The sequence below is a fragment of the Rhizobium mayense genome (assembly GCF_030272705.1).
GTDB classification, from domain to species: domain Bacteria; phylum Pseudomonadota; class Alphaproteobacteria; order Rhizobiales; family Rhizobiaceae; genus Rhizobium; species Rhizobium mayense.
The window spans coordinates 279,335-303,268 of record NZ_JARFYM010000004.1; the positions used below are offsets into that span (position 1 = coordinate 279,335).

The window sequence follows — 23,934 nt, forward strand, 5'->3', positions numbered from 1 at the left end:
ATCAATGGTCTCCGTCACGGTGACCGACGCGCAAACCGATCTTTTCCAGAACTTGGACAAGGCGACCTTCGGCGGCGGCCTCCGCGCCTGGCGCACGCCATGCGACGAAGCCGTCGGGACGAATGAGCGCGGCGCCGCCCTCGCCTACGCCATAGGCACGGGGCCAGCGTCCTTCGCGATCACCGAGATCACCGGACGGGCCAAGGACATAACAGGTGATCGGGATGCGACGTTCGTCGCGCAAGCGATCCGCCACAGCGCGCCAGTTCGCATCATCTGCAAGCAGCACGAAGCCGTGCCCGAACAGATCGAGCGTCGAGCATTTTGTGCCGCCATGCTCGACGACCAGATGCGGCGCGCGGGTGCCGGGTTCGCCCGAGAGTTCCGCAATCGGTTCGAATGGCCGGTCGCGGGCGGCATCTTCGAACACGAACGCGCCAGCGTCGTAACGCTGTCCGAACACGACGTCGTAGTCGTTTACGATGGCGACAAGGGGCGGGAGCCGACCGGCGGGATCCTTGAACCATTGCTGCAGGCGAGCCAGCGCCTGCGCTAGTGTGGCGGCGATCACCCGCCGGCGCTCCGCGTCGTAGCTCTCGAGCAAGTTGGCATCCGCCTCGCCGCGGAGAACCATGGCGAGCTTCCAGACGAGGTTGTGCGCATCGTGGATGCCCGAATTGCCACCGAAACCGCCGGTTGGCGGCATAAGGTGCGCGGCATCGCCGATGAGGAAACAGCGGCGCGCGCGGAAGCGGTCCGCCAGAAATGCCGCCATCTCCCAGGAGCGCGCATCGACCAGTTCCGCCTTGACGCCGGACCGGCCGGCCGCCCGTTCGACGAGATCCCGGCAACGGCCACGGTCGAAGTCCTCCGGTCGCTCGCCTTTTTCCGGAAAATACTGCAGTGCCAGCAGCCAGCGCCCGCCGGGACGCGGTACGATGGCGGCATTGAGGTCGCTGACGAAGCAGGAGGTAAGCCGCCTGCCACCGATCTCGGAAGGCAGGTCGGTGTCGAAGATGATGTTCATCCAGTGCTGCAGCACGCCGGGACCGCCGCGACCGATACCGAGCTTTTCGCGCAGCGTGCCGCCAGCGCCGTCGGCGGCAATCAGATAGTCGGCGGCGACCGCTTCCTCCTCGCCCGTCTCCCGATGGCGAATGACTGCGCGAACACCCGCATCGTCCTGCTCAAAGGACAGAAATTCGGTGTGGAAGCGGATGTCAGCGCCGAGCCGCTCCGCGCAGTTCCGAAGGATCGGCTCGAGCACATGCTGGTCACAAGTCGCGGGCTGTGCCGGGCTGTAGGAGCTGGCGTCGGGCCATGCCGGGCCACCCCACTGGATGTCCGGATCGGCAAGGTTCCTCGCCCGCGCGATCCCCCCACCCTGCTGGTCGCCGGTGCGTTTGGCGCGGATTTCCTCCTCCAGCCCGAGGCCGCGGAAGATTTCCATGCTGCTGCGTGGGGAGATGCCGGCGAACTTATATTGGATCGATGTGTCCGCATGGCGCTCCACCACCATGCAGCCGATGCCCTGATGGGCCAGCAGTGCGGCGGCGGCCAGGCCGTTCAGGCCGCCGCCAACGATCAGAACGGACGTATGTGTGCTCATGAGCTTCTCCTGCGCTTTGGACACAAACGGTTTCGTTCCCGGCAGAACCGGGTTGCAAGTCGCCAACATTTATTTTGATTGACAAAACTATTTGATTAATCAAAGTATGTCAACCTGCTGAAGTAGACTGGAACCACACCATGCCAACACTGCCCCCCGACGAGCCCGTCCGCGCCGCCGAAGCTTGGCGGCTGATGTTCGACTTCCTGATGCGCTCGGCGCCGCAGCGTCTGGAGGCGCAGCAGAAGCACGAGCTGACACCGAACGATTCCCGCGCGCTCTTCTTGCTCGACGCCGACGGCAAGCCGATCGGGGCACTGGCGCGCGAATGGGGCTGCGATCCCTCGACCGCCACATGGCTGGTCGATCGGCTGGAGCGGTCCGGTCTTGCCGATCGCGTTCCGTCGCCCAGCGATCGACGCGTGAAGCTCGTGCGGGCGACCGAAAAAGGAATCGCTACAAAGAACGATTTGCTGGCGGCCTATCACCGACCGCCGCCCGAAATCGAAAATTTGCCCCGTGGCGATCTGGACGCGCTCATCCGCATTTGTCGGAAGCTGCAAGCGTGATGGCGGCTAGTCAGTGGCGATAGATATTGAGTTGAACGCTGCAAGCGTCACACGCTTCGCGGCAGCCGGTGGGGAAGTCCCGAGCAGCTAAAGGTGACCACTGTCAGCGATTTTGGAGCGTTGGTCCGCTACGGTTCAGGCGGCGAGCCAGAGGCGCCGCGTAAGCTACCGTAAAATACGTTGGTGCGGCGACACAGCATGCCTATGCTGCAACTGCTAAGAGCACACGTGGCTGATAGCGTCGCCCTACGTTCACAGAGCGGACGCAGAATTAGAATATTATAATCCAAGCATAAGTCTTTGAGCTCACGCCAAGAGCGGTGGAACGAGGAGTTTTGCAATGCGGTACCCTCCCTATCTCCCCACAACCGATTTTGCCACGCAGTTTGGTCCGGCTGGTTTCGCATTCGACTATGCCGTGGATGCCGCCCAGCGCAGCATTCTGTTCTGGGATGTGATGCGACAGCGCGGCAATCAATCTCAGGCCCACGCTAAAGCGACAGCGCCGCATGTACTGAGCTTCTCCCACGACCTGTTGCTTGACGGACGGACGCTGGAGAGGCCCGTCAACTACGGGCTCGTTCGAATCGTGCCGCCGAAGGGGGTGGAGGTTGACGAAACGCGCCGGCCTTTCGTGGTTGTCGACCCGAGGGCCGGACATGGACCGGGGATCGGCGGCTTCAAGGCGGACAGCGAAATCGGCGTCGCACTGAAGGCTGGGCACCCCTGCTATTTCATCGGCTTCCTTCCGGAGCCGGTGCCAGGCCAGACGATCGAAGACATTGGGCGGGCCGAAGCGATCTTTCTGGAAAAAGTGATTTCGCTGCATCCGCAGGCTGATGCCAAACCCTGCGTGATCGGGAACTGCCAAGCCGGTTGGGCCGTCATGATGCTGGCGGCCATACGGCCCGAACTGTTCGGCTCGATCATCATTGCCGGTGCACCACTTTCTTACTGGGCGGGTGAACGCGGCAAGTATCCGATGCGCTATTCGGGCGGGCTGCTTGGCGGCACCTGGCTTACCGCGCTCGCCAGCGATCTCGGGAACGGGCAGTTCGACGGCGCGTTGCTCGTGCAGAACTTCGAGAACCAGAACCCGGCCAATACACTCTGGACGAAGCAATATAATCTCTACTCGAAGATCGACACCGAGGCACCGCGCTATCTTGGTTTCGAGCAGTGGTGGGGCGCCCACGTCAGCCTCAACGCGGAGGAGATCCAGTTCATCGTCGACGAGCTTTTCGTGGGCAACAACCTCGCCGCGGGCCGCGTCAAAACTTCGAAGGGCGAGGCAATCGATCTCCGCAACATTCGCGCTCCAATCGTCGTCTTCTGCTCGAAGGGAGACAACATCACGCCGCCGGCGCAGGCGCTCGGCTGGATACTGGACCTCTATGAGGATGTGAACGAGATCCGTTCGCATGGGCAGACGATCGTCTACACGGTGCACGAAACGATCGGCCATCTCGGGATTTTCGTGTCTGCAAGCGTTGCCCGCAAGGAGCACGGAGAATTCTCGAGCAATATCGACCTGATCGACGCGCTGCCACCCGGGCTCTACGAGGCAATTTTCGAAGCCAAGACTGATGAGACCGTCGGCGGGGACCTCGTCGAGGGCGATTGGATCATGCGCTGCGAAGCAAGAACGCTGGATGACATCCGCGCGCTCGGTTGCAATGACCGTGCCGATGATCGGCGTTTTGCGACTGTCGCGAAGGTGTCGGATATCAACCTTTCGCTTTACCGGACTTTCCTTCAGCCTTTCGTCCGCGCGATGGTTCCGGAAGGGGCGGCTCGGCAACTGCGCGAGATGCATCCGCTCCGGCTGCAGTATGAACTGTTTTCCAACGTCAATCCCTGGATGGCGCTGATTGCGGATCTCGCCGACGATGTGGCGAAAGAACGTCGTCCTGTTCCTGCGGACAATCCCTTCGTGGCTTTGGAGAAAGCGTTCTCAGGCCAAGTCGTAGCGGGGTTAGAGGCGTGGCGCCAGGGAATCGAGGCGCTGAGCGAGGCGACCTTCCTCTCCCTCTATGGATCACCGTTCCTGCAGGCGGCAGTCGGCATCGATGCGTCGGATACCAAGCCGCAGCGGCGTGCAAGCAAGACCGCACTGCATGCGCAGGCGCTCAAGACGAGGATCGAGGAACTCAGGGCGCAAATGAGCAATGGCGGACTTCGGGAAGGGCTCGCGCGCAGTCTGCTCTACGTCGCCATCGCAAGCGGCGCGGCGGACGAACGGGGGTTCGCGGCCATTCGGCGAATGCGACGTTCGGAGAACGGAATGCCGGCGATGACCCTGGCCGAGTTCAAGGCCTTGATCCGCGACCAATTCCTTATGCTGCTGATCGACGAGGAGACCGCCGTCAAGGCAATCCCGCGTTTGTTGCCTGCTGACCAGGGTATTCGTCGCGAAGCCCTGTCCTCCCTTGGTGACGTCTTGAATGCACGTGGTGCGCTTTCTGGCGAGGCCGAACAGCGCTGGCAGAGGATCGTCGAACTCTTCGGCGTTTCCGAAGAGCCGATCGCCGCATCGGTACCGGTGTCGCCGCCAAAGCCTGCGCCGGTGAAGCCTGTCCGGCGTGCAAGCTGACTGACAAAGGCCTTAAGCCGAGAGCCTGAATGCGTCTTTCAACAGGGGGAGCATACGCAGATGCCGGATCTGGAAAACGTTGGGGAAGCCGGGCGACATGAGAAATATGAGCGCCTGATAGCCAGAGCCAAGCAAGCACCGGCGATGACGACAGTCGTCGCTCATCCCTGCGACGAGACGTCACTGCGCGGGGCAGTCGAGGCGGCCGAGGTCGGGCTGATGCGCCCGATCCTTGTCGGGCCCGCGGAAAAAGTGCGCGCCGTCGCCAAAGAGAACAACATTGATATCTCGCCCTACGAGCTGGTCGACGCGCCGCACAGCGACGCAGCCGCGGCAAAGGCCGTGGAAATCGTCCGCGAGGGCCGTGCCGACCTTTTGATGAAGGGAAGCTTGCACACGGATGAACTCATGCGGGCCGTAACGTCGTCCGCTACGGGGCTGAGGACGGCACGACGGATCAGCCACGTTTTCGTGATGGATGTCCCGAACCACACGGAAACGCTCTTCATCACCGACGCGGCCATCAACATCGCGCCGGATCTCGATGCCAAACGCGATATCATTCAAAACGCGATCGACCTCTTCACCCAGATCGGCCTTGGCACGCCGCGGGTGGCGATCCTTTCGGCGGTCGAAACGGTCACGTCGAAGATCCCTTCGACAATCGACGCTGCCGCGCTTTGCAAGATGTCCGAGCGCGGACAGATAACAGGCGGCATTCTCGACGGACCGCTTGCCTTCGACAATGCAATCGATCCGGAAGCGGCAGGGATAAAGGGCATTCAATCGTCCGTCGCCGGCCGCGCCCAAATCCTCGTCGTTCCCAATCTCGAATCCGGTAACATGCTGGCGAAGAATCTGACCTTCCTCGCGAGGGCGGATGCGGCCGGCGTCGTCCTTGGTGCGCGCGTACCTATCATTCTGACGTCGCGAGCGGATTCCGTACGAGCACGCCTTGCCTCCTGCGCCGTCGGCGTGCTGCTGGCCGATGCGCGCCGCCGCACGGCTCCGATACAGGGAGGTTGACGCGATGGATACCATTCTCGTCGTGAATGCCGGTTCCTCCAGCCTGAAATTCGAGATCTTCGCCGCGGCGGGTTCGCTCACGCGACAAATCAAGGGAAAGATGGACGGGATCGGCACCGCGCCGCACCTGACCATCAAGGGCTCCGGCGGCGATCGGCTGGCGGACGAGGGCTATCCATCAGAGACCGTTCCGGATTTGCCTGCGGCGATGCGACTGGTGGGACAATGGCTGCGGGAACGACACGAGGGGCAGCTGATCGCCGTCGGCCATCGGGTCGTCCACGGCGGCCCCGACCATATGCGGCCGGCGCGGATCGATGAAAACGTGGTGCGGCAACTGGAGCGATATACGCCGCTTGCGCCGCTGCATCAGCCGAACAATCTTGCGCCCATCCGCGTGCTGCTGGAGCATCAACCGCAGCTCGCCCAAGTCGCCTGCTTCGACACTGCCTTCCATCGCGGCCATGATCCGATGGCCGACCACTATGCCATTCCGGCAAGTTATTTCGACGAGGGTGTCCGGCGCTACGGCTTTCATGGACTGTCCTACGAATATGTGGCCGGAAGGCTGGCGGAGATCGCGCCAGGCGTTGGCGATGGACGGGTCATCGTCGCGCATCTCGGAAGCGGCGCCTCCATGTGCGCGCTTTACCAGGGGCGAAGCGTCGAGAGCACACTCGGGTTCACCGCGCTAGACGGATTGCCGATGGGCACACGATGCGGGCAAATCGATCCCGGTGTGCTTCTCTATCTGCTCCAGCAGCATGGCATGTCGGCCGCAGAACTGCAGGATCTCCTCTACAAGGAGTCGGGACTCAAGGGTCTCTCCGGCATCAGCAACGACGTGCGCGACCTGCTTGCAAGCGACAACGCGGGTGCAGCGCTGGCGCTCGACCATTTCGTGTACCGCATCGGCCTCAACGCCGGCTTGCTGGCGGCGGCACTCGGTGGGGTGGATGCCTTCGTCTTCACGGCTGGCGTCGGGGAAAATTCGCCGGTGATGCGTGCGCGGATTGCCGAGAAGCTCCGCTGGCTCGGAGCATCGCTCGATCCTCGGCGAAACAATGCTGGCGAGTTGCTGGTGTCGAACGATGATAGCAAGGTCGCAATCTATGTCGTGCCGACCGACGAGGAATTGATGATTGCGCAGCATACGCTGGCGGTCATCGCCAATTGACGCGGTCGCGCAGGATGTGCGCGGCAGGTTTTTGGATCAAAGAGGGGGCTGAGATGATTCCCGAGGTGAAGGCCAAGCTTCTTGAAGGAAAACGCGGGCTGGTGGTCGGCATCGCCAATGACCAGTCGATCGCCTGGGGCTGCGCTCGGGCCTTCCGGGCCTTGGGCGCAGAACTTGCGGTGACCTATCTCAACGACAAGGCCAAGCCTTACGTCGAGCCCCTGGCGCAGGAGCTTGGAGCGCCTGTCTTCATGCCGCTTGACGTCTCCGTGCCGGGACAGCTGGAGGCGGTATTCGACCGTATCACGGAGCAATGGGGCGAGCTCGATTTCGTCGTGCATTCGATCGCCTTTTCGCCGAAGGATACGCTGCAGGGGCGCGTCGTCGATGTGCCGCGCGACGGGTTTCTGAAGACGATCGACATTTCCTGCTGGTCGTTCATTCGTATGGCACACCTTGCCGAGCCTTTGATGAAACATGGCGGGACGCTGTTCACCATGACCTACTATGGCAGCCAGATGGTGGTGAAAAACTACAACGTCATGGGTGTCGCTAAGGCGGCGCTGGAAAGCGCCGTCCGCTACATCGCCGCCGAACTTGGACCGAAGGGCATTCGGGTGCATGCCATCTCTCCCGGCCCACTGGCGACACGCGCAGCCTCCGGTATCCCCGAATTCGACGAGCTCTTAAACAAGGCGCAGGAAACGGCGCCGGCACGCAGCTTGGTCTCAATCGACGATGTCGGCATGGCAACCGCCTTCCTCGCACATGACGCAGCGCGGTTGATCACCGGCGACACGATCTATATCGACGGCGGCTACCATATCATCGATTAGCGTCACCGCCTTGGTCCACTAAAGCGGGACTCGCTCAGGGATCGCGGCTCAAAAATCAGCGTTTGCGCACGAACTCCGTGCGCAGGACCAGACCCTTGATCGTGTCATGCCGGCAATCGATCTCCTCGGGGTTGTCGGTCAGCCGGATCGACCGGATCACAGTTCCCTGCTTCAGCGTCTGGCTGGCGCCCTTGACCTTGAGGTCCTTGATCAGGACGACGGAATCTCCGTCTGCGAGAACATTACCCGAGGCATCATGAACCTGTGCGGCCCGAGCTTTCTCGGCAGCGATTTCGGAAGCGGGCCGCCACTCGCCGGTAGCTTCATCATAGATGTAGTCGTCGTCCTGGTCGTTCATGTGCGTCGTTTCTCGTCTCTTGATATGGCGCGGCGCGTGCGGTCGTCCGCCGGCTGCGCTGGATCGGGTAGTCACGGCCTCTATCGGATAGAGGTGCCGGCGTAAAGCTCGGCGATCGCTGTTTTGGACCGCGGCGCGGCGGCCGGTAACCGCCAAGCCTTCCTTTCGCGATCGAACGGACGATCTATTCGCCTCAATGCTCGGTGTTCATTTCCCGTGGTCCCACTGCAGTTTCAGCATAAAGCCCTGCCCCATAGGCCGCCCGGTCCAGCTCCTCGCGAAAATTCGGGTGGGCCAGCGCAATCAGCGCCCTGGCTCGCTCGGCCACGGACTTGCCCTTGAGGTTTGCCCATCCATACTCCGTAACGACGATATGTGTGTCGGTGCGCGATGTTGTCACCGGTCCCGTCAGCGTCGGAACGATGCGTGAGAGCGTGCCTTTTGCTGCGGTGGAATGACAGGCGATGATCGAACGCCCGCCCCGCGACGCATAAGCGCCACGCACGAAATCGACCTGGCCGCCGGTTGCACTGAACTGTCTTCCGTTCATGAATTCCGAATTGCACGCGCCGCTCAGATCGATCTGCAGCGTCGCATTGACCGACACGACCCGGTTATTCTGAGCGATGACGAAGGGATTGTTCACGTAGTCGACCGGATAGGCCTCAATCGCCGGGTTGTTGTTCAGAAAGTCGTAAAGCGCCTGATCTCCCAGCGCAAAGGTGAAGATCGACCGGCCGACATGTGTCTGCTTGCAGCTGTTGTCGACCACGCCTGTCTTTACGAGCGTAGCGAGACCCGGCGTCATCATTTCCGTATGGATGCCAAGACGGCGATGTCGGGAAAGGCCCGAACACACCGCATCGGGCAAAGCACCGATACCCATTTGCAGGCAATCGCCATCTTCCACCAGGCCCGCGATGATCGCCCCGATGGCGTCATCCACTTGATTGCGCGCAGCAGCAGGCAGCACAGGCAGGCTGACGTTGTTTTCAACCAGTGCCGTCACGCTTGATACGGGGATCATGCAATCACCCCGCACATAGGGCATATTGGCGTTGACCTCGAGGATCAGCCGGATCCCGGGCTTCCGCGATACCGTGAGCGCATAGTCGGTACTGGCGCCGAGGCTGAAATTGCCATCCGCATCCATCGGCGAAACGGTCGCGATCAACGTATCCACTCCGACATGCTCGACCAGCGAACGCGGCACCTGGCTGAAATGGCAGGGTATCAGGTCGACGGCGGGCAATGCTTCCGCCAATCGCCTCTTGTCGAGCGCACGCTCGACGCCGCCATGAAAGTAACTCATCGGGACGATCACGTCGCGCAGCTCGAAATCGAACACGCTGGTGCCCGCGACGCCGGTACAAAGCAGATAATAGAGCCGCACATCCTTGACGGCTCCCGCTCTTGCCCGTTCGGCAAATGCCGCAAGGATGGCGGGTGGCTGACCGGCAGCCAGTGGCATCGCCACTTTCGTGCCTGACGGGATCATGGCAACCGCGCCTTCTGCGGATGTCAGCCGTTCGCGATACAGCGTCTGATGGATCATTGTCATTGGGCCCTCCTCCCAGTGCTTTATTCAGAACAAATCAGCATCCACTTTCACATTCACATCCTCATCGGCATTTTCGACCATTGCGGGCGCTTTCGTCTGCCGCAGAACATGCTCTATCAAAACCGCGCAATGCGTGTCTTTGCAAGGCTGGTTGCGGTGATGTGGCCTTCTTGCTGCGATCTCTGCGCTTGCTTTGCTCCCCTTCGATATCGACAGCGCCGTGAAGTTATGGACTCCGACATAAAAGCTGGGCGTGCCCATTCGCCGGGCACACTCCAGCGCCGACAAGCATGCTCGAAGCCGATTGTATTCCGCCGTAGCACTTAATGTGTACTTAAATTATACAATTCGATTGACTCGATGATCGCACTGTGCGACCTTTCCTCCATCGGCGGCGACCGATGGCTTCAATCCCCGCGGAACCCTAGGAGGAAGATCTCGATGAAGGGCGGAAAGAACAGCCTCTATGATGATCTCAAGCGCCAAATTCTGACGATGGAGCTGGACCCTGATCAAGACCTCGACGAGGTCAGCCTCAGCGAGCAGTACGGCCTTTCGCGAACGCCGGTCCGGGAAATCTTCCGGCGCCTCGAAGGCGAGGGCTATGTTGACATACGTGCCAACCGAGGGGCGCGCGTCATCCCGATGAATCATCAGACATTGCGGCACTTCTTCCTTGTCGCGCCGATGATCTACGCCGCGATCGGCCGCCTCGCGGTACAGAATTTCAGACCAAAGCAGCTCGCCGACCTGAGGGACACGCAGGAGCGGTTTCGGACGGCAAGCACGTCCGGCGATGCGCTTTCAATGGTGCTGGAAAACAACCGTTTCCACGAGATCATCGGAGAGATGTCGTTCAACGCCTACCTGCAACCAAGCCTCGGTCGGCTACTGATCGACCATGCTCGGATCGGCCATACCTTCTTTCGGCCAAGGAACGACGACATGCGCCAGCGCCTGCAGCTGGCCATCGACCATCATGACGGCTTCATTGATGCGATTGCAGCTCATGATGAGGACACGGTTGTCGACCTTGTTTTCGAACATTGGGAGCTGTCGCGCGAGAACATGGAGATGTTCATCGCGCCGCAAGGAATGAAAGCGGATGCGCTTGTCGAAGTGCCCGTCGCATCGATGGAGAAATCATCGTGAACTTCGAAGGCATCTATACACCGGCAATCACGCCGCTCGGGCCTGATGGGCAAATCGCCAGGCAGGCATTCGCCGCCGTCCTTGAATCCCTCATCGAGGCGAAGGTGCACGGCATCATCATCGGCGGATCGACCGGCGAATACTATGCCCAATCCATGCAGGAACGGATCGATCTTGCCGCCTATGCCAAGCAGGTCATCGGAAATCGTGTGCCGCTGATCGTCGGTACCGGCGCGACCCGGACTGAGGACTCGGTTGCCTATGCCGCTTCCGCCAAAGAGATCGGAGCGGATGCAATCCTGGTGACGTCGCCACCCTATGCGCTGCCGACCGAGAAGGAGAACGCGGTCCATGCGCTCACAATCGACCGCGCGGCTAATCTTCCGATCATGCTCTACAACTATCCGGCCCGCATGGGCGTGATGATGGGGGACCAATATTTCTCTCGCGTCGGCAAGTCCAGGAACGTCAAGGCGATCAAGGAAAGTTCCGGCGAGATGGCCAATGTCCATCTCCTGGCACGCAAGTTCCCGCACATCGCGCTCTCCTGTGGCTGGGACGATCAGGCGCTCGAGTTCTTCGCCTGGGGCGCCAAGAGCTGGGTCTGCGCCGGATCCAATTTCCTGCCCCGCGAGCATGTCGCGCTCTACGAAGCTTGCGTGATCGAAAAGAATTTCCACAAGGGCCGCGCGATCATGACCGCGATGCTGCCGCTGATGGATTTTCTCGAGACAGGTAAATTTGTGCAGTCGATCAAGCATGGCTGCGAAATCATCGGCCTGGAAGCCGGGCCGGTCCGCGCGCCGCTGCGCGGCCTGACGTCCGAAGAGAAACGAACCCTCGAAACTGTCGTCGCCAACCTGAAGCGCACGGTCGCCCAGATCACGTCGGGAGCCAACCATGCATGAACCCTTGACCGCAGCAGAATACAAAGCAATTGCCGCCGGCCTTCAGTTCCCGGCCAATGCCTTCATCGATGGCAGCTTCCGTCCAGCCAATTCCGGCAAGACGTTCAAGACCACCAACCCGGCCAACGGCGACCTCCTGGCCGAGATCGCGGCCTGTGACGCCAGCGATGTCGATTACGCCGTGCTCAAGGCAAGAGAGGCGTTCGAGGATGGCCGCTGGCGCCAGCTATCTCCCGGCGAGCGCAAGGCGACGCTCATCAAGTTCGCCAAACTGCTCGAAGAGAACCGTCACGAACTGGCGGTGATGGAAAGCCTCGACAGCGGCAAGCCGGTTCGCGAGTGCCAGACCGTCGACGTGCCCGACACTATCCACACCCTTCGTTGGCATGCCGAGGCGATCGACAAGCTCTATGACAACGCCAATCCGGTCGGCCCGAATGCGCTGGCGGTGGTGGTGCGCGAGCCGATCGGCGTCGTCGGCTGCGTGCTGCCCTGGAATTTCCCCCTGCTGATGCTCGCCTGGAAGATCGGCCCGGCATTGGCCGCCGGCTGCTCGGTCATCGTCAAGCCTGCGCAGGAGACGACGCTGACGACGCTGCGGGTTGCCGAACTTGCCTATGAAGCCGGCATCCCCGCCGGTGTCTTTAATGTCGTCACGGGCAGCGGCAGGGATGTTGGCGAGCCGCTCGGCTTGCACATGGACGTCGATATGGTGGCCTTCACCGGCTCGACACCGACCGGCCGCCGCTTCCTGCATTATTCCGCCGATTCCAACCTCAAGAAGGTCGTCCTCGAATGCGGCGGCAAGAACCCGGCCGTGGTGCTGGAAGACGCAGAAGACCTCGATCTCGTTGCCGAGCAGGTCGTCAACGGTGCCTTCTGGAACATGGGCGAAAACTGCAGCGCTAGCTCGCGCCTCATTGTCCATGCCAAGATCAAGGACGAACTGCTAAAGCGCATCGGCGCCTATATGCGCGAGTGGAAGACGGGCGATCCGCTCGATCCGGAAAACCGCGTCGGCGCACTGGTCAGCAAGAACCATTACGAGAAGGTCACCTCCTTCCTCGAGGACGTCAAAAGCGAGAAGCTGACGATCGCCCATGGTGGCGAAACGCATGGCGGCATCTTCGTCCAGCCGACGGTGGTTGACGGCGTCACGGCCGCAAGCCGGCTATTCAAGGAAGAAATCTTCGGGCCGATCCTGTCGGTGACGACGTTCAACACCCTCGCCGAGGCCGTGGCACTTGCCAACGACACCAATTACGGCCTGACGGCTTCCATCTATACAGGCAGCCTCCGGAACGCGATCCGCGTCTCGCGCGACATCCGGGCCGGCCTCGTCACGGTCAACTGCTTCGGCGAAGGCGACGCAACGACGCCCTTCGGCGGCTACAAGGAATCGGGCTTCGGCGGCCGCGACAAGTCGGTCTTTGCCCATGACAACTACTGCGAACTGAAGACGATCTGGATCGACGTCTCGGAGCGCTCGGTGGACGAGACGGTTCGATGATCACCAAGTCCGTCAAACGTCTGCCCGCCGAAAACGGCGTCTCGGGTTGGGAGGCGATCAGCAAGCGATCGCTCCCAGTGCGAACCCTGGATGGCAACGTGACCGCGGACTGGCTGATCATCGGCGCTGGCTTTGCGGGCCTCTCGGCGGCCCGCCGGCTTCTCCAGCTTCGCCCGGACGACAGAATCGTCGTGCTCGAAGCAAGTGAGGTGGGCAAAGGCACATCGGGCCGGAATTCGGGATTCATGATCGACGTCCCGCACAACCTGTCTTCCAGCGAATATTCGAGCGGAGGATTGGATGCCACTCGATTGGAGATGGCTCAGAACCGGAGTGCGATCGCTTTCGCAAAAGATGCTGCGGCAGAATATGGCATGTCGTCCGAAACCGTCGATCCGGCGGGCAAGATCAATGCCGCGGCGACGGCGCGCGGAATGAAGCTGAACATCAGCTTCGGTCAATCCTTGAGGAGTGCCGGCGAGCCGCACACGTTTCTCGACGCGTCCGAAATGCGCAAGCTTACCAGTTCTGATTATTACCTGGGCGGCCTTTACACTCCGGGTGCGGTGCTGATCCAACCGGCCGACTACATTCGCGAACTTGCCGCAGGGTTGTCGCGCCAAGTCGACATCTTCGAGGGGTCGCCCGTTACTGCTCTGACGCGGGACAAGGGAACGTGGACGGCCATTTCCACCCGCGGCAAAGTCACCGCTCCGAAGGTTATCTTAGGCGTCAACGGTCACATCGACGATTTTGGCCACTTCCGCGGCCGGCTGATGCATATCTTTGCCTACGCTTCAATGACCGCCCCCTTCCCCGCGGAAGATTTCGGCCATCAGGTTTCGGGGGGCGATCGGTGGGCGCTGCTACCTGCCGACGCCATGGGGGCGACGGTGCGCAAGATCACCTCGGCCGGCCAGTCACGCATCGTCATTCGCACGAAATACACCTACGAAACAACAATCACGGTGTCGAACCGCAGAATGACCGGGATGGCCGAAGAACACAGACGGTCGCTCGATGCGCGGTTTCCAGGTCTCAAAGACATACCCTTCCAACACAGCTGGGCTGGACGCCTCTGCCTCAGCCGGAACCACGTACCGGCATTCGGCGAGATCGACGAAGGACTTTACTCAGCCTGTTGCGAGAACGGTCTTGGCACCGTCAAGAGCACCTTCGCCGGCATGATGGCCGTGGAACTGGCCACCGGCACGCGATCCGCTGATCTCGAGAAATATATGGATCATGCAAAGCCAAGCCGGCTACCGCCAGAGCCCTTTGCCTGGCTCGGCGTCAATTCGGTGATCCGTTGGCAGCAATTGCGCGCAGGACGCGAGGGATAGTCCCTTGCCCGCGCAATGTGAAGACTGAGCCGACTGCAGGTCTTCAACGAAATGGGAACGAAAACTAGGAGCGAACAAAATGAAGGCTTTATGGAAAGCGCTTTGCGCTGCAGCCATGCTCGGAATGACGGCCCTGTCTGCGCAGGCGGAAGAAAAGACGATCACGATTGGCACGATGTCTTGGGAGGATCTCACGCCGATTACGGGGATCACCAAAAAGGTACTCGAGGATTCCGGCTACACGGTAAAGGTGTTACCGTTCTCGGAATGGGGTATCGCCTATGCCGCCCTTACCAAAGGGGACATTCAGATCCTTGCTTCCCAAACTGATTACGTAGCTCAAGACTACTGGGGCAAAAACAAGAACCGCCTGGAAAAGATTTCACCGGTGTCGCACGGTCTCTATCAGGCCATCGCCGTCCCAAACTACGTGACGATCGATTCAATCGATCAGCTTAACGACAATGCCGACAAGTTTGGCGGCAAGATCGTCGGCATTGAGCCGGGTTCGGGTCTGATGCGGGATGCGGCCAATGCGGTGAAGCAATATGATCTCAAGCTGCAGCTCGTCGAAGGCAGCACGGCGGCAATGACCGCGGCCCTGAAGTCGGCCATCGATCGCAAGGAGTGGCTCGCCGTGACGATCTGGGAACCGTCCTGGATGATGCAAAAGTATCCGGTGAAATTCCTGAAGGATCCGAAGGGTGTGTTCCCGCCACCGCAGAGCTACTACTGGGTCGGCAAGAAGGGATTTTCGACTGACAATCCGCATGCTCGCGAGGTCATCGCCAGCGTCTATGTACCGCTTGCCGATATCACTGCGATTAATGGCGCCGTCAGCGATGGCAAGACAATGGACCAGGCCGTCAAGGACTGGACGGACGCTCATGCCGATCTCTTGAAGCGTTGGGAAAACATCAAGAGCCAATGATCTCGCTCTTGCGGGCCGACGTTTAGCCGGCCCGCCTTTCAGCAACCCAAGAATAAAAAGGGCTTCCAGAAGGCTGGCCCACGGGGAAAGCTATGACCGCTACCATCAATGATCCGAATAATATCCTCATCGACTGCCAAGGAGTTTGGAAAATCTTCGGCGCCCGTGCAGCTCATGCTGTGAAGGCCGTATCGGAGAAGGGTTTGTCGAAGAAGCAGGTGCTGCAAGACTTCGACTGTGTCGTCGGCGTATCCAACGCGAGCCTCCAGGTTAATCGTGGTGAGATTTTCTGCATCATGGGTCTTTCAGGCAGCGGCAAGTCGACCCTGGTCAGGCTTCTGAACCGCCTCATCGAGCCGAGCCTGGGAAGGATCGCAATCAAAGGCAGGGAAATTAGCAAGCTGAATGCAGCGGAGTTGCGGGACATGCGGGCGCGAAACATCGGCATGGTGTTTCAGAGCGTTGCCCTCCTCCCTCACCGTACAGTACTGGAAAATGCCGCCTTTGGCCTGGAGGTGCGTGGGGTCGCCAGGGAAGAGCGCAACAAGACTGCTCGTGCAGCACTTGAAAAAGTCGGCCTCACCGACTGGGTATCGCGTTATCCCTCAGAGCTTTCGGGCGGCATGCAACAGCGCGTTGGGCTCGCTCGCGCATTGGCCGCAGATCCTGAGATCATTCTCATGGACGAGCCGTTCAGCGCCCTCGATCCGCTTATCCGCCGTCAGCTTCAGGACGAGTTCCGGCAATTGACGAAGTCCCTCGGTAAATCAGCGGTGTTCATCACGCACGATCTCGAAGAAGCCATTCGCATCGGCGACCGCATTGCCATCATGAAGGACGGCGTCATCGTCCAGGTCGGAACTGCGGAAGAGATCGTAACGAAACCGGCCGACGATTATGTCGCGGACTTCGTCGCGGGAATATCCAGGGTCCACCTAGTCAAGGCTCACTCGGTGATGCATTCGCTCGCCGAGTACAGGAGCCTGCAACCGCAACATGATGTGAACGGGCTCTTAAGGACGACCCCCGAAGCGGATATCGGCGAACTGATCGACCTTACGATGAAGTCGGATCGCGATGCCCTGGCTGTGGTCGAAAACGGGTCCATCGTTGGCGTCGTTACCACCCGCGGCCTGCTTCGGGGCGTCGCCGGGTCCCCGGTGCAACAACCGGTGATAGCCTGAGAGGACAGACGGACATGGATATCTCGGTCATTGCGGATACTTTCGATGCCTGGACCGACGACGCGCTCGGGTGGATCAGCGACAACGGCGGGTGGCTGTTCGATCCCTTGAGGGCGACGCTGGAAGGCACTTACAACGGCGTGCTCTGGCTTCTCCAACTTGCGCCGTTCTACGTGGTCGCTGTTGCCTTGGCTCTTCTCGGGTGGCGGCTGGTCAATGCCGTGTCCGGCATACTGATCGGGCTGGCGCTCGTCTTCTGCTCGTTCATGGGACTCTGGGACCAAACGATGAGCACCCTTGCGCTCGTCGTCACCGCCACGATCCTCGCCTTGATCATTGGAATCCCGATCGGGATTCTCGCGGGGTTCGTGCAGTGGTTCGACAGCTTCCTCGAGCCGATTCTCGACCTTATCCAGACGCTGCCGCCCTATATCTATCTTCTCCCGGCAATCGCGCTCCTCGGCTTTGGTCCGGCGACGGCGCTGGTCGCGACCTTCATCGTGGCCATGCCGCCGGCCGTCCGCTTGACGGCACTCGGGATCCGCATGACGCCGCATGCCTTCATCGAGCTCGGACAGGCGAGCGGACTGACGCCATGGCAAATGTTTACGAAGATCAGGCTGCCTTTCGCCATCCCAAGTATGATGGCCGGCATCAATCAGAGCCTGATGATGGCATTTGGCATGGTCGTCATCGCCGGCATCGTCGGCTCCGGCGGCCTTGGCGAAACCATCTATGGCGCGGTCCGAACTCTTGATATCGCCACATCGATTAACGCGGCGATCGCGATCGTCATCTTGACGATGGTGCTCGATCGACTGACGCAGAGCGCGGCCCGCCGGGCCAAGGTAGGTGCGAGATGAACTTGGACCTCATCCGATTTTCACCAGGCGTATACCTTGCCCCGGGAGTCGACTGGCTCAATGCCAACTTCCACCCATTCTTCGAGGGCGTCACGAAGCTGATCGAGACGGTGCTGGGTGCCATCGAGGCGGCCCTTCTCTATCTGCCTCCCTACGCGATGATAGTCGTCGTGGTTCTTCTGGCGGGCTTCGCCATCGGGATCAGGGCAGCGATCATATCGATGGTTGCGCTCGCTTTCTGCTTCGGCGCCGGCCTTTGGACCGCGTCCATGCAGACGCTGGCATTGGTGGCAGTGGCCGTCGCTTTTTCCGTCGCGGTCGCCTTTCCGCTTGGTATTCTGGCCTCGCGCCACAGGGGCTTCGAGGCCGGGATAAGGCCAGTGCTCGACATCATGCAGACAGTACCGCCCTGGGTCTATCTCATCCCCGCCGTCATGCTCTTCAGTCTCGGCCGCGTTCCGGCAATCATTGCCACGATCGTCTACGGCGTGCCGCCGATGCTGCGCCTGACGACTTTGGCGTTCAATCAAGTGCCGAAAGATCTGCTGGAGCTCGGCCAGGCCACGGGCGCGCCACCGCGCGCGATCCTGTTCAAGATCGAGATCCCGTCTGCCATGCCTACGCTGCTTGTCGGCCTCAACCAGTGCATCCTCCTGTCATTGGCGATGGTCGTCCTTGCCGGTCTCGTCGGAGCCGGGGGCCTTGGCGCCGAAGTAACGCGAGGCCTTACGCGAATGGAAATGGGTCTCGGGCTGCGGGCGGGGCTGGCCATTGTTGCCATCGCCATCCTGCTCGACAGGCTATCGAAGGGTGCCCTGCAGGGTCGCAATGACCTGAAGTCAGCTTGACCGGGAAGACAAACGAATGCGTCACAGCTTCTTCTGCATCGACTCCCACACTTGCGGCAATCCGGTACGGCTGGTGGCGGGCGGCGGCCCCTTGCTGCCTCACCTTCCGATCGCCGACCGCCGGGATATCTTTGTCCGCGATCATGACTGGATCCGGCAGGCCCTGATGTTCGAACCGCGCGGTCACGACATCATGTCGGGTGCGATCATCTATCCGTCCTATCGCGATGACTGCGACTTCGCAGTCATCTTCATCGAAGTCAGCGGTTGCCTGCCAATGTGCGGGGCTGGGACGATCGGCCTGGTGACTGCGGCGATCGAAGAAGGTCTCGTCACTCCGAGAGTGCCTGGGCATTTGTCGATAGAGACGCCTGCTGGAAAGGTCGATATCCAATATGACCTGCGAGGCGAGTTCGTGGATTCGGTTCGCATGTTCAACGTTCCAAGCTACCTGCACGAGGCAGACATCGAGGTCGAAGTTCCGCGTCTCGGCACGCTGACCGTGGATATTTCCTATGGAGGAAACTACTACGCCGTCGTCGAGCCACAGGAGAACTGGTCGGGATTGAACGGCATGTCGGCAAGCGACATTGTCGATCTCGGCCAGAGACTGCGGGATGCGCTCGCGCCGATCTGCGATCCGGTTCATCCTGAAGACGACAGGATCCGTGGCGTTCACCACGCGCTCTGGTGTGACAGGCCGACGAATGACAAGGCCGATGGCCGTGGAGCAGTCTTCTATGGCGACAAGGCAATAGACCGATCACCCGGAGGGACTGGGACCTCGGCCCGTATGGCGCAACTGTATGGCAAGGGTCGCTTGAGGGCCAGTGAGATATTCCGCCAGGAAAGCCTGATCGGCACCGTATTCGAGGGGCGCATCGAAGCCGAAACCGAGATCGGTCCGTTTAAGGGCATAAGGCCGAGCGTCAGCGGCTGGGCACGGGTCATCGGCCACAACACCATCTTCGTCGACGACCGTGATCCCCTGGCCCATGGTTTCCAGATTCCGTAGGAGGACTGCTCGATGGCTGACATTGGACGCGTTGGGATTGTCGGCGGATCCGGGTGGTTGGGAAGTGCGATCGCAAAGGCGCTGATCGGCTCCGATACCGTCCCGGCTGAACGGCTGACCTGCTCGTATCGCACCAGGAAGCCTGACAGCGGGCTTGGCGTATCATGGACGCAGGACAACCAGAAGCTGGCCGAAAATTCAGACGTCGTTATTCTGTCGGTCAGGCCAGACGACTGGAGCGGCATCGATATCAGCGCCCCAGGGAAGCTTGTGATCTCAGTTATGGCCGGAATAAGCGTGGACAGCATCAAACGGAAAACGGGCAGCGTGCGCATTGCCCGCGCTTTGCCAAACGCTGCTGCCGAAGTCGGGCAATCATATACGCCGTTTTTTCTGGCATCATCGAACCCGAACGACCGAGGTACCGTCGAGGCCCTTTTCCGCAGCTGTGGCATGGTCGACTCCGTCTTTCGCGAAGAGCACATTGACTATTTCACGGCAATGACGGGCTCAGGCGAAGCATTTCCCGCGTTCCTTGCCGAGGCCATGATGAATGACGCCATCGCCCGTGGTTTGCCCATGGAGATCGCGCTTCGGGCAGCGCAACAGGTCATCATCGACGCGGGACGGCTTCAGGAATATCATCGTGCATCTCCCGCCGATACAGTAAAGTCGTTTGTCGATTACGATGGCACCACATCAGCCGGCATTGTCGCAATGCGCGAGAATGGATTTGAAAGCGTGATCCGCTCCGGCTTGGACGCCGCTTTTCGGAAGGCTCAGGCGCTGACTATCAAACAGGTTGGTGGACACGATCGATGAAAACCACAAAAGACGAAGCAAAACATGGCCCCCTGAAAGTCGGATTTGTACTTGCCCGCTCTTTCACACTTTCCGCATTTGCTTTGTTTGTTGATACGCTGAGGCTCGCAAGCGACGAGACCGACAGGTCCGGGAGGGTGCTGGCCGATTGGCAGGTGTTGGGCAGTACGCGGCATCTCATTGCATCGAGTTGCGGCGTCCAGATCGCGCCGACGTCAGATTTCGTCGATCCCAGGGAGTTTCACTATATCGTGGTGGTCGGCGGTCTTTTGAACTCCGATGTGGCGATCGATAGCCAGACCTCCGACTATCTGAAAAAGGCAGCCGCCCAAAAGGTCCCATTGATTGGTGTTTGCACCGGTACCTTCATTCTGGCGCAGCTGGGACTGATGAAAAGCCACCAGACTTGCGTCAGCTGGCTTCATTATCAGGCCTACCGCGAGCGCTTTCCCGACAACCCGGTTCGCTCCGATCGCCTATTCAATCTTGATCGAAGCCGTGGATCCTGCGCGGGTGGAAGCAGCGCCGCCGATATGGCAGCCTTCCTCGTCAGGCGGCATATCAGCCGAGACGCCGAACGGAACGCGCTCGAAGTTCTGCAGATCGTGCGGGCGCGATCTGGATTGGACATACAGCCGCGCAAGCCGCTCGCCATCGAATGCCAGGATCCACGCTTGAAGGCCGTGCTCATCACGATGGAAAGCCACATCGAAGACGTTGTCCCGACCGAAGAACTTGCCGCTTTCGTCGGACTATCCCGGCGGCAACTCGAGCGCCTTTTCATGGAGGAGATGAAGGCATCTCCCGGAGCAATCTATACGCGCGTCCGCATGGAGCGAGCAAAGCAGCTCGTCCTCCAGACTCAGGCTCCGCTCATTGAAATCGCGCTCGAGGTCGGATTCGACAGCGCATCCCATTTTGCGAGGCTTTTTCGAAGAGTGTTTGGACAGTCGCCAGCGGAATTACGACGTGCACAGGCCTGAAGATTTGTGTGAAATCAGAGAGGAAGGCCAAGATCGATCGGACTGTTGCCCCAGAGAACTTACCAGGCTCCCACAAAGTAGGAAAAAAGAGGCCGTCCTTGCATGGGCAAAGACGGCCTTACGCGCGGACGGGGGGCGGAAGTCCGCTACTGGCTTCGGGCGAGGAACCGAAGCTTGTGTCCACGGCGGCTTGGGAGGTTTTTGCGTCGGGACATGATCGACTTTAGCCCAGTTAGCTGAGCCGGCGTAGTATACGGAGGTGTAGAGCCGTAGAACGTGCGGATAGCTAAGTCTAATCTCTTGCCACCGCCCTTTTCGACAAAAGGAAACGTCCGGACATGATTTCCGGCCCTCCTTTGACACCATGCTTTTGCTTAAGAAATGCGTTAGCTTTCAGCTGCTTTCTGTTCGAACCGTAAGTATAATCGCACCGACAGTCACCCAAACCTTGGTTTGTGCTGTCCGCAGGCAGGGCGAGGAAACGGCGTCGGCCTGCGGTCAGGCCCCGGATTTGGCCATCACAGAGGCGACAAAGTCGGTAAACAGCTGCTGACGAAAGCTTGGCATCCTGCCTGAAGCATGAAGGGCCTGTAACGGAACTGTTTGCAATGCCATCTGAGGAAGCAATTCGACTAGCAGGCCGCCATCGATGTCAGCCTCGACAATGGGTTTGATCAAGTAAGCAGCACCGACGCCGGCGACGGCAGCATCGCGGATAGCCGTCGCGGAATCCAGATCCAATCTGCCCTTCGGGCGCAGCTCCCGGCCATCCGGGAGGGGGACGGGATAGGGCCTGCCGCTTGTGGCATATCGCACGAATGGCAGTTCTTCGAGCCGATCGACGCTGTCGATTTTTCCATGGCGATCGAGAAAGGATGGCGACGCCACGATCACCATATCGAGATGGGCAAGCGTCCTGCACATCAGGCCATCCTGCGCGGTGCCGCCAACCCTGAATACCACATCATAATTTTCCCGCAGGACATCGACGGCCCGATCAGTCATGCCGATATCCAACGAGATGGCCGGATATCTCGGCATGAATTCCTCGACGATATGCTCCAATATCATTCGCCCGAGTTCGGTCGGCATGCTGACGCGCAGATGCCCGGCTGGCTCGCGGTGGGATCGAACCACGTCGGCGGCGCTTTCTATATCGTGAAGAAGAGGTGCGATTTTTGCGTAGAATGCCTCGCCTTCCGGCGTCATCGCCAAAAGGCGCGTGGATCGCCTGAAAAGGGTTGCGCCCAACAATCGCTCCAGCCGGGAAATGCTCTTGGAGACAAAGGACGGCGTTGTTCCGAGACTCTTGGCGGCAGCGCTGAAGGATCCGGCCTGGACCGTGCGAACAAAGGCTAGCAGTCCGGCGGTTTCATTCAACAATCCCTGCATTTTCGGCTCGTTTTGTGGCGGTCATCGACTCGGGCTATCAGCATAATTTTACGCCGGCGATTTCAGGCCAGCCAGTCAACTAAGGTTGGGGTGACCCGCGCTCCCCGATGCGATCAGCCTGGGTGAACGCGCTAACCTTCGGCGCCTCTGCGGCCAGAAAATCGACGGGCGATCGCGCAGCGGGAGGTGAACCGGGCTGGAAAGAGATACCATGAGACGCCGACGATGCTGCGATATACGAGCCGAGGCATGGCCGTCAAAGATTTTGATCGAATCTTCGACGGATTCTTCTCCAGCAAGGCCGACGGGATGGGTATCGGCTTGGCTATATGCCGGTCGATCATCACCGACCACGGCGGCACGATAAGTGCCGAAAATGACGGGACGATGGAAGCAGCTTTCATCGTCACTTTGCCGGCACCAAACGGTGGCGAGATGCCGGCAAATGGACAAGTTACTCCTTAAATTGCAAATAGATAGCATACTTTGGTTTACTTGCCGGCGCAGCGGATCTTGGTAGGATGAGAAATGAACTGGGGCCATTTTATTCCGTTGGAGGACCAAACATGGCAGCCGCTGCCGGCAACTCCGAGTCCGCGCCTTCACCTCGGCAAATCGTTCACATCGTAGAGGACGATGAGTTACTGCGGCTTTCGCTGATGGATCTATTTCAGTCGCTTGAAATCCCTGCCGATGGGTTCGAAAGTGCCGCCGACTTCTTTGCCCGGGCTTCGTGCGAGCATGGCGGATGTATACTTCTCGATGTCCGCCTTCCCGACGTCAGCGGCATCGATTTTCAACGGGAGCTGGATGCGAACGGGTACCAGCTGCCCGTGGTCTTCATGACCGGTCATGGCGACGTTGCCACGAGCGTCCACGCGATGAAGGCGGGTGCAATCGATTTTCTTCAAAAGCCGCTCAACCCTTATGAGCTACTGGACGCGATCAACGCCGCGTTCGCGATCGACAGCGAACGGCGGAAGGCCCGGGCTCACCACCAGATTTTGCGTGCGCGGGCATCAAGTCTGACGCCACGCGAAACTCAGGTCATGGGGCTTGTCGCCAGCGGCCTCATGAACAAGCAGATCGCTTTCGAGCTCGGCATCAGCGAGATCATGGTCAAGTTGCATAGAGGCAGCGTGATGAGAAAGATGAAAGCTGGTTCTCTGGCCGAACTCGTGCGTCAATTCGAACTTCTGCACTGACCAACACGTTACCCCTGAAATCTTTTAGACTCACGCCAGGCCGGCTTCA

At 60.1% G+C, this 23,934-nt stretch carries 23 protein-coding genes; 18 read left to right on the top strand and 5 right to left on the bottom strand.

Annotated features, from left to right (window positions below):
- Position 1: 1 nt before the first annotated feature.
- The gene (locus PY649_RS08625) at positions 2 to 1,609 is read right to left on the bottom strand and encodes an FAD-dependent monooxygenase (RefSeq protein WP_285867848.1); all 1,608 of its coding nucleotides are present in this window, start codon (positions 1,607 to 1,609) and stop codon (positions 2 to 4) included.
- A 140-nt stretch (positions 1,610 to 1,749) separates the two neighbouring features.
- On the opposite strand from PY649_RS08625, the gene PY649_RS08630 reads away from it, so the two are divergent.
- The 5 genes from PY649_RS08630 to fabI all read left to right on the top strand — a co-directional run bounded on the left by PY649_RS08630 (position 1,750) and on the right by fabI (position 7,810).
- The gene (locus tag PY649_RS08630) at positions 1,750 to 2,178 is read left to right on the top strand and encodes a MarR family winged helix-turn-helix transcriptional regulator (protein ID WP_285867849.1); all 429 of its coding nucleotides are present in this window, start codon (positions 1,750 to 1,752) and stop codon (positions 2,176 to 2,178) included.
- Positions 2,179 to 2,518: 340 nt separating this feature from the next.
- Positions 2,519 to 4,771: a DUF3141 domain-containing protein gene (locus PY649_RS08635; protein ID WP_285867851.1), complete on the top strand. Its 2,253-nt coding sequence runs from the start codon at positions 2,519 to 2,521 to the stop codon at positions 4,769 to 4,771.
- A 60-nt stretch (positions 4,772 to 4,831) separates the two neighbouring features.
- Positions 4,832 to 5,797, top strand: coding sequence for a phosphate acetyltransferase (locus PY649_RS08640; protein WP_285867852.1), 966 nt, complete (start codon positions 4,832 to 4,834; stop codon positions 5,795 to 5,797).
- 4 nt (positions 5,798 to 5,801) lie between these two features.
- Positions 5,802 to 6,974, top strand: a complete 1,173-nt coding sequence (locus tag PY649_RS08645) for an acetate/propionate family kinase (protein WP_285867853.1) — start codon at positions 5,802 to 5,804, stop codon at positions 6,972 to 6,974.
- A 53-nt stretch (positions 6,975 to 7,027) separates the two neighbouring features.
- The gene (gene fabI / locus PY649_RS08650) at positions 7,028 to 7,810 is read left to right on the top strand and encodes an enoyl-ACP reductase FabI (RefSeq protein ID WP_285867854.1); all 783 of its coding nucleotides are present in this window, start codon (positions 7,028 to 7,030) and stop codon (positions 7,808 to 7,810) included.
- A 55-nt stretch (positions 7,811 to 7,865) separates the two neighbouring features.
- On the opposite strand, the gene PY649_RS08655 is transcribed toward fabI, so the two are convergent.
- From PY649_RS08655 to PY649_RS08665, 3 genes are all read right to left on the bottom strand, one after another.
- Entirely contained in the window at positions 7,866 to 8,168 is a 303-nt protein-coding gene (locus tag PY649_RS08655) for an alkylphosphonate utilization protein (protein ID WP_285867855.1), read from the bottom strand.
- 193 nt (positions 8,169 to 8,361) lie between these two features.
- The gene (locus PY649_RS08660) at positions 8,362 to 9,729 is read right to left on the bottom strand and encodes an acetyl-CoA hydrolase/transferase family protein (protein ID WP_285867856.1); all 1,368 of its coding nucleotides are present in this window, start codon (positions 9,727 to 9,729) and stop codon (positions 8,362 to 8,364) included.
- Positions 9,730 to 9,753: 24 nt separating this feature from the next.
- Complete coding sequence (locus PY649_RS08665) at positions 9,754 to 9,990, bottom strand: hypothetical protein (protein ID WP_285867857.1); 237 nt, start codon at positions 9,988 to 9,990, stop codon at positions 9,754 to 9,756.
- A gap of 180 nt (positions 9,991 to 10,170) precedes the next feature.
- On the opposite strand from PY649_RS08665, the gene PY649_RS08670 reads away from it, so the two are divergent.
- The 11 genes from PY649_RS08670 (at position 10,171) to PY649_RS08720 (ending at position 21,288) form a co-directional block, all read left to right on the top strand.
- Positions 10,171 to 10,881 (top strand): GntR family transcriptional regulator, encoded by a 711-nt coding sequence (locus tag PY649_RS08670; RefSeq protein ID WP_285867858.1) that lies wholly within the window; start codon positions 10,171 to 10,173, stop codon positions 10,879 to 10,881.
- Entirely contained in the window at positions 10,878 to 11,789 is a 912-nt protein-coding gene (locus tag PY649_RS08675) for a dihydrodipicolinate synthase family protein (RefSeq protein WP_285867859.1), read from the top strand. Before PY649_RS08670 ends, PY649_RS08675 begins: the two co-directional genes overlap by 4 nt.
- Positions 11,782 to 13,299, top strand: a complete 1,518-nt coding sequence (locus PY649_RS08680; protein ID WP_285867860.1) for an aldehyde dehydrogenase — start codon at positions 11,782 to 11,784, stop codon at positions 13,297 to 13,299. Before PY649_RS08675 ends, PY649_RS08680 begins: the two co-directional genes overlap by 8 nt.
- Positions 13,296 to 14,642 carry an NAD(P)/FAD-dependent oxidoreductase gene (locus PY649_RS08685; protein ID WP_285867861.1) on the top strand — a complete coding sequence of 449 codons (1,347 nt, stop codon included), beginning with the start codon at positions 13,296 to 13,298 and terminating at the stop codon, positions 14,640 to 14,642. The genes PY649_RS08680 and PY649_RS08685 overlap by 4 nt, the downstream gene beginning before the upstream one ends.
- Before the next feature lie 79 nt (positions 14,643 to 14,721).
- Complete coding sequence (locus tag PY649_RS08690; protein WP_285867862.1) at positions 14,722 to 15,573, top strand: glycine betaine ABC transporter substrate-binding protein; 852 nt, start codon at positions 14,722 to 14,724, stop codon at positions 15,571 to 15,573.
- A gap of 92 nt (positions 15,574 to 15,665) precedes the next feature.
- Positions 15,666 to 16,757 (top strand): quaternary amine ABC transporter ATP-binding protein, encoded by a 1,092-nt coding sequence (locus PY649_RS08695; protein WP_285867863.1) that lies wholly within the window; start codon positions 15,666 to 15,668, stop codon positions 16,755 to 16,757.
- A gap of 14 nt (positions 16,758 to 16,771) precedes the next feature.
- Entirely contained in the window at positions 16,772 to 17,620 is an 849-nt protein-coding gene (locus tag PY649_RS08700; protein WP_285867865.1) for an ABC transporter permease, read from the top strand.
- The gene (locus PY649_RS08705; protein ID WP_285867867.1) at positions 17,617 to 18,468 is read left to right on the top strand and encodes an ABC transporter permease; all 852 of its coding nucleotides are present in this window, start codon (positions 17,617 to 17,619) and stop codon (positions 18,466 to 18,468) included. The genes PY649_RS08700 and PY649_RS08705 overlap by 4 nt, the downstream gene beginning before the upstream one ends.
- 16 nt (positions 18,469 to 18,484) lie before the next feature.
- Positions 18,485 to 19,483 (top strand): 4-hydroxyproline epimerase, encoded by a 999-nt coding sequence (locus tag PY649_RS08710; protein WP_285867868.1) that lies wholly within the window; start codon positions 18,485 to 18,487, stop codon positions 19,481 to 19,483.
- A 12-nt stretch (positions 19,484 to 19,495) separates the two neighbouring features.
- The gene (locus PY649_RS08715) at positions 19,496 to 20,305 is read left to right on the top strand and encodes a pyrroline-5-carboxylate reductase family protein (protein ID WP_285867869.1); all 810 of its coding nucleotides are present in this window, start codon (positions 19,496 to 19,498) and stop codon (positions 20,303 to 20,305) included.
- Positions 20,302 to 21,288, top strand: a complete 987-nt coding sequence (locus PY649_RS08720) for a GlxA family transcriptional regulator (RefSeq protein ID WP_285867870.1) — start codon at positions 20,302 to 20,304, stop codon at positions 21,286 to 21,288. Before PY649_RS08715 ends, PY649_RS08720 begins: the two co-directional genes overlap by 4 nt.
- Positions 21,289 to 21,786: 498 nt before the next feature.
- On the opposite strand, the gene PY649_RS08725 is transcribed toward PY649_RS08720, so the two are convergent.
- Complete coding sequence (locus PY649_RS08725) at positions 21,787 to 22,680, bottom strand: LysR family transcriptional regulator (RefSeq protein ID WP_285867871.1); 894 nt, start codon at positions 22,678 to 22,680, stop codon at positions 21,787 to 21,789.
- 249 nt (positions 22,681 to 22,929) lie between these two features.
- Here PY649_RS08725 and PY649_RS08730 point away from each other — a divergent pair, with 249 nt between their 5' ends.
- Together PY649_RS08730 and PY649_RS08735 are read left to right on the top strand one after the other, a co-directional pair.
- On the top strand, positions 22,930 to 23,145 hold the full coding sequence (locus PY649_RS08730; protein ID WP_285867872.1) for an ATP-binding protein: 216 nt from the start codon (positions 22,930 to 22,932) through the stop codon (positions 23,143 to 23,145).
- A 101-nt stretch (positions 23,146 to 23,246) separates the two neighbouring features.
- Complete coding sequence (locus PY649_RS08735; RefSeq protein ID WP_285867873.1) at positions 23,247 to 23,885, top strand: response regulator transcription factor; 639 nt, start codon at positions 23,247 to 23,249, stop codon at positions 23,883 to 23,885.
- Positions 23,886 to 23,934: the final 49 nt, after the last annotated feature.

Bases quoted from the DNA above. Each gene is read 5' to 3' on its own strand.
- PY649_RS08625 (WP_285867848.1), bottom strand. From the start codon at position 1,609: ATGAGCACACATACGTCCGTTCTGATCGTTGGCGGCGGCCTGAACGGC.
- PY649_RS08630 (WP_285867849.1), top strand. From the start codon at position 1,750: ATGCCAACACTGCCCCCCGACGAGCCCGTCCGCGCCGCCGAAGCTTGG.
- PY649_RS08635 (WP_285867851.1), top strand. From the start codon at position 2,519: ATGCGGTACCCTCCCTATCTCCCCACAACCGATTTTGCCACGCAGTTT.
- PY649_RS08640 (WP_285867852.1), top strand. From the start codon at position 4,832: ATGCCGGATCTGGAAAACGTTGGGGAAGCCGGGCGACATGAGAAATAT.
- PY649_RS08645 (WP_285867853.1), top strand. From the start codon at position 5,802: ATGGATACCATTCTCGTCGTGAATGCCGGTTCCTCCAGCCTGAAATTC.
- fabI (WP_285867854.1), top strand. From the start codon at position 7,028: ATGATTCCCGAGGTGAAGGCCAAGCTTCTTGAAGGAAAACGCGGGCTG.
- PY649_RS08655 (WP_285867855.1), bottom strand. From the start codon at position 8,168: ATGAACGACCAGGACGACGACTACATCTATGATGAAGCTACCGGCGAG.
- PY649_RS08660 (WP_285867856.1), bottom strand. From the start codon at position 9,729: ATGACAATGATCCATCAGACGCTGTATCGCGAACGGCTGACATCCGCA.
- PY649_RS08665 (WP_285867857.1), bottom strand. From the start codon at position 9,990: ATGGGCACGCCCAGCTTTTATGTCGGAGTCCATAACTTCACGGCGCTG.
- PY649_RS08670 (WP_285867858.1), top strand. From the start codon at position 10,171: ATGAAGGGCGGAAAGAACAGCCTCTATGATGATCTCAAGCGCCAAATT.
- PY649_RS08680 (WP_285867860.1), top strand. From the start codon at position 11,782: ATGCATGAACCCTTGACCGCAGCAGAATACAAAGCAATTGCCGCCGGC.
- PY649_RS08685 (WP_285867861.1), top strand. From the start codon at position 13,296: ATGATCACCAAGTCCGTCAAACGTCTGCCCGCCGAAAACGGCGTCTCG.
- PY649_RS08690 (WP_285867862.1), top strand. From the start codon at position 14,722: ATGAAGGCTTTATGGAAAGCGCTTTGCGCTGCAGCCATGCTCGGAATG.
- PY649_RS08695 (WP_285867863.1), top strand. From the start codon at position 15,666: ATGACCGCTACCATCAATGATCCGAATAATATCCTCATCGACTGCCAA.
- PY649_RS08700 (WP_285867865.1), top strand. From the start codon at position 16,772: ATGGATATCTCGGTCATTGCGGATACTTTCGATGCCTGGACCGACGAC.
- PY649_RS08705 (WP_285867867.1), top strand. From the start codon at position 17,617: ATGAACTTGGACCTCATCCGATTTTCACCAGGCGTATACCTTGCCCCG.
- PY649_RS08710 (WP_285867868.1), top strand. From the start codon at position 18,485: ATGCGTCACAGCTTCTTCTGCATCGACTCCCACACTTGCGGCAATCCG.
- PY649_RS08715 (WP_285867869.1), top strand. From the start codon at position 19,496: ATGGCTGACATTGGACGCGTTGGGATTGTCGGCGGATCCGGGTGGTTG.
- PY649_RS08720 (WP_285867870.1), top strand. From the start codon at position 20,302: ATGAAAACCACAAAAGACGAAGCAAAACATGGCCCCCTGAAAGTCGGA.
- PY649_RS08725 (WP_285867871.1), bottom strand. From the start codon at position 22,680: ATGCAGGGATTGTTGAATGAAACCGCCGGACTGCTAGCCTTTGTTCGC.
- PY649_RS08730 (WP_285867872.1), top strand. From the start codon at position 22,930: ATGGCCGTCAAAGATTTTGATCGAATCTTCGACGGATTCTTCTCCAGC.
- PY649_RS08735 (WP_285867873.1), top strand. From the start codon at position 23,247: ATGGCAGCCGCTGCCGGCAACTCCGAGTCCGCGCCTTCACCTCGGCAA.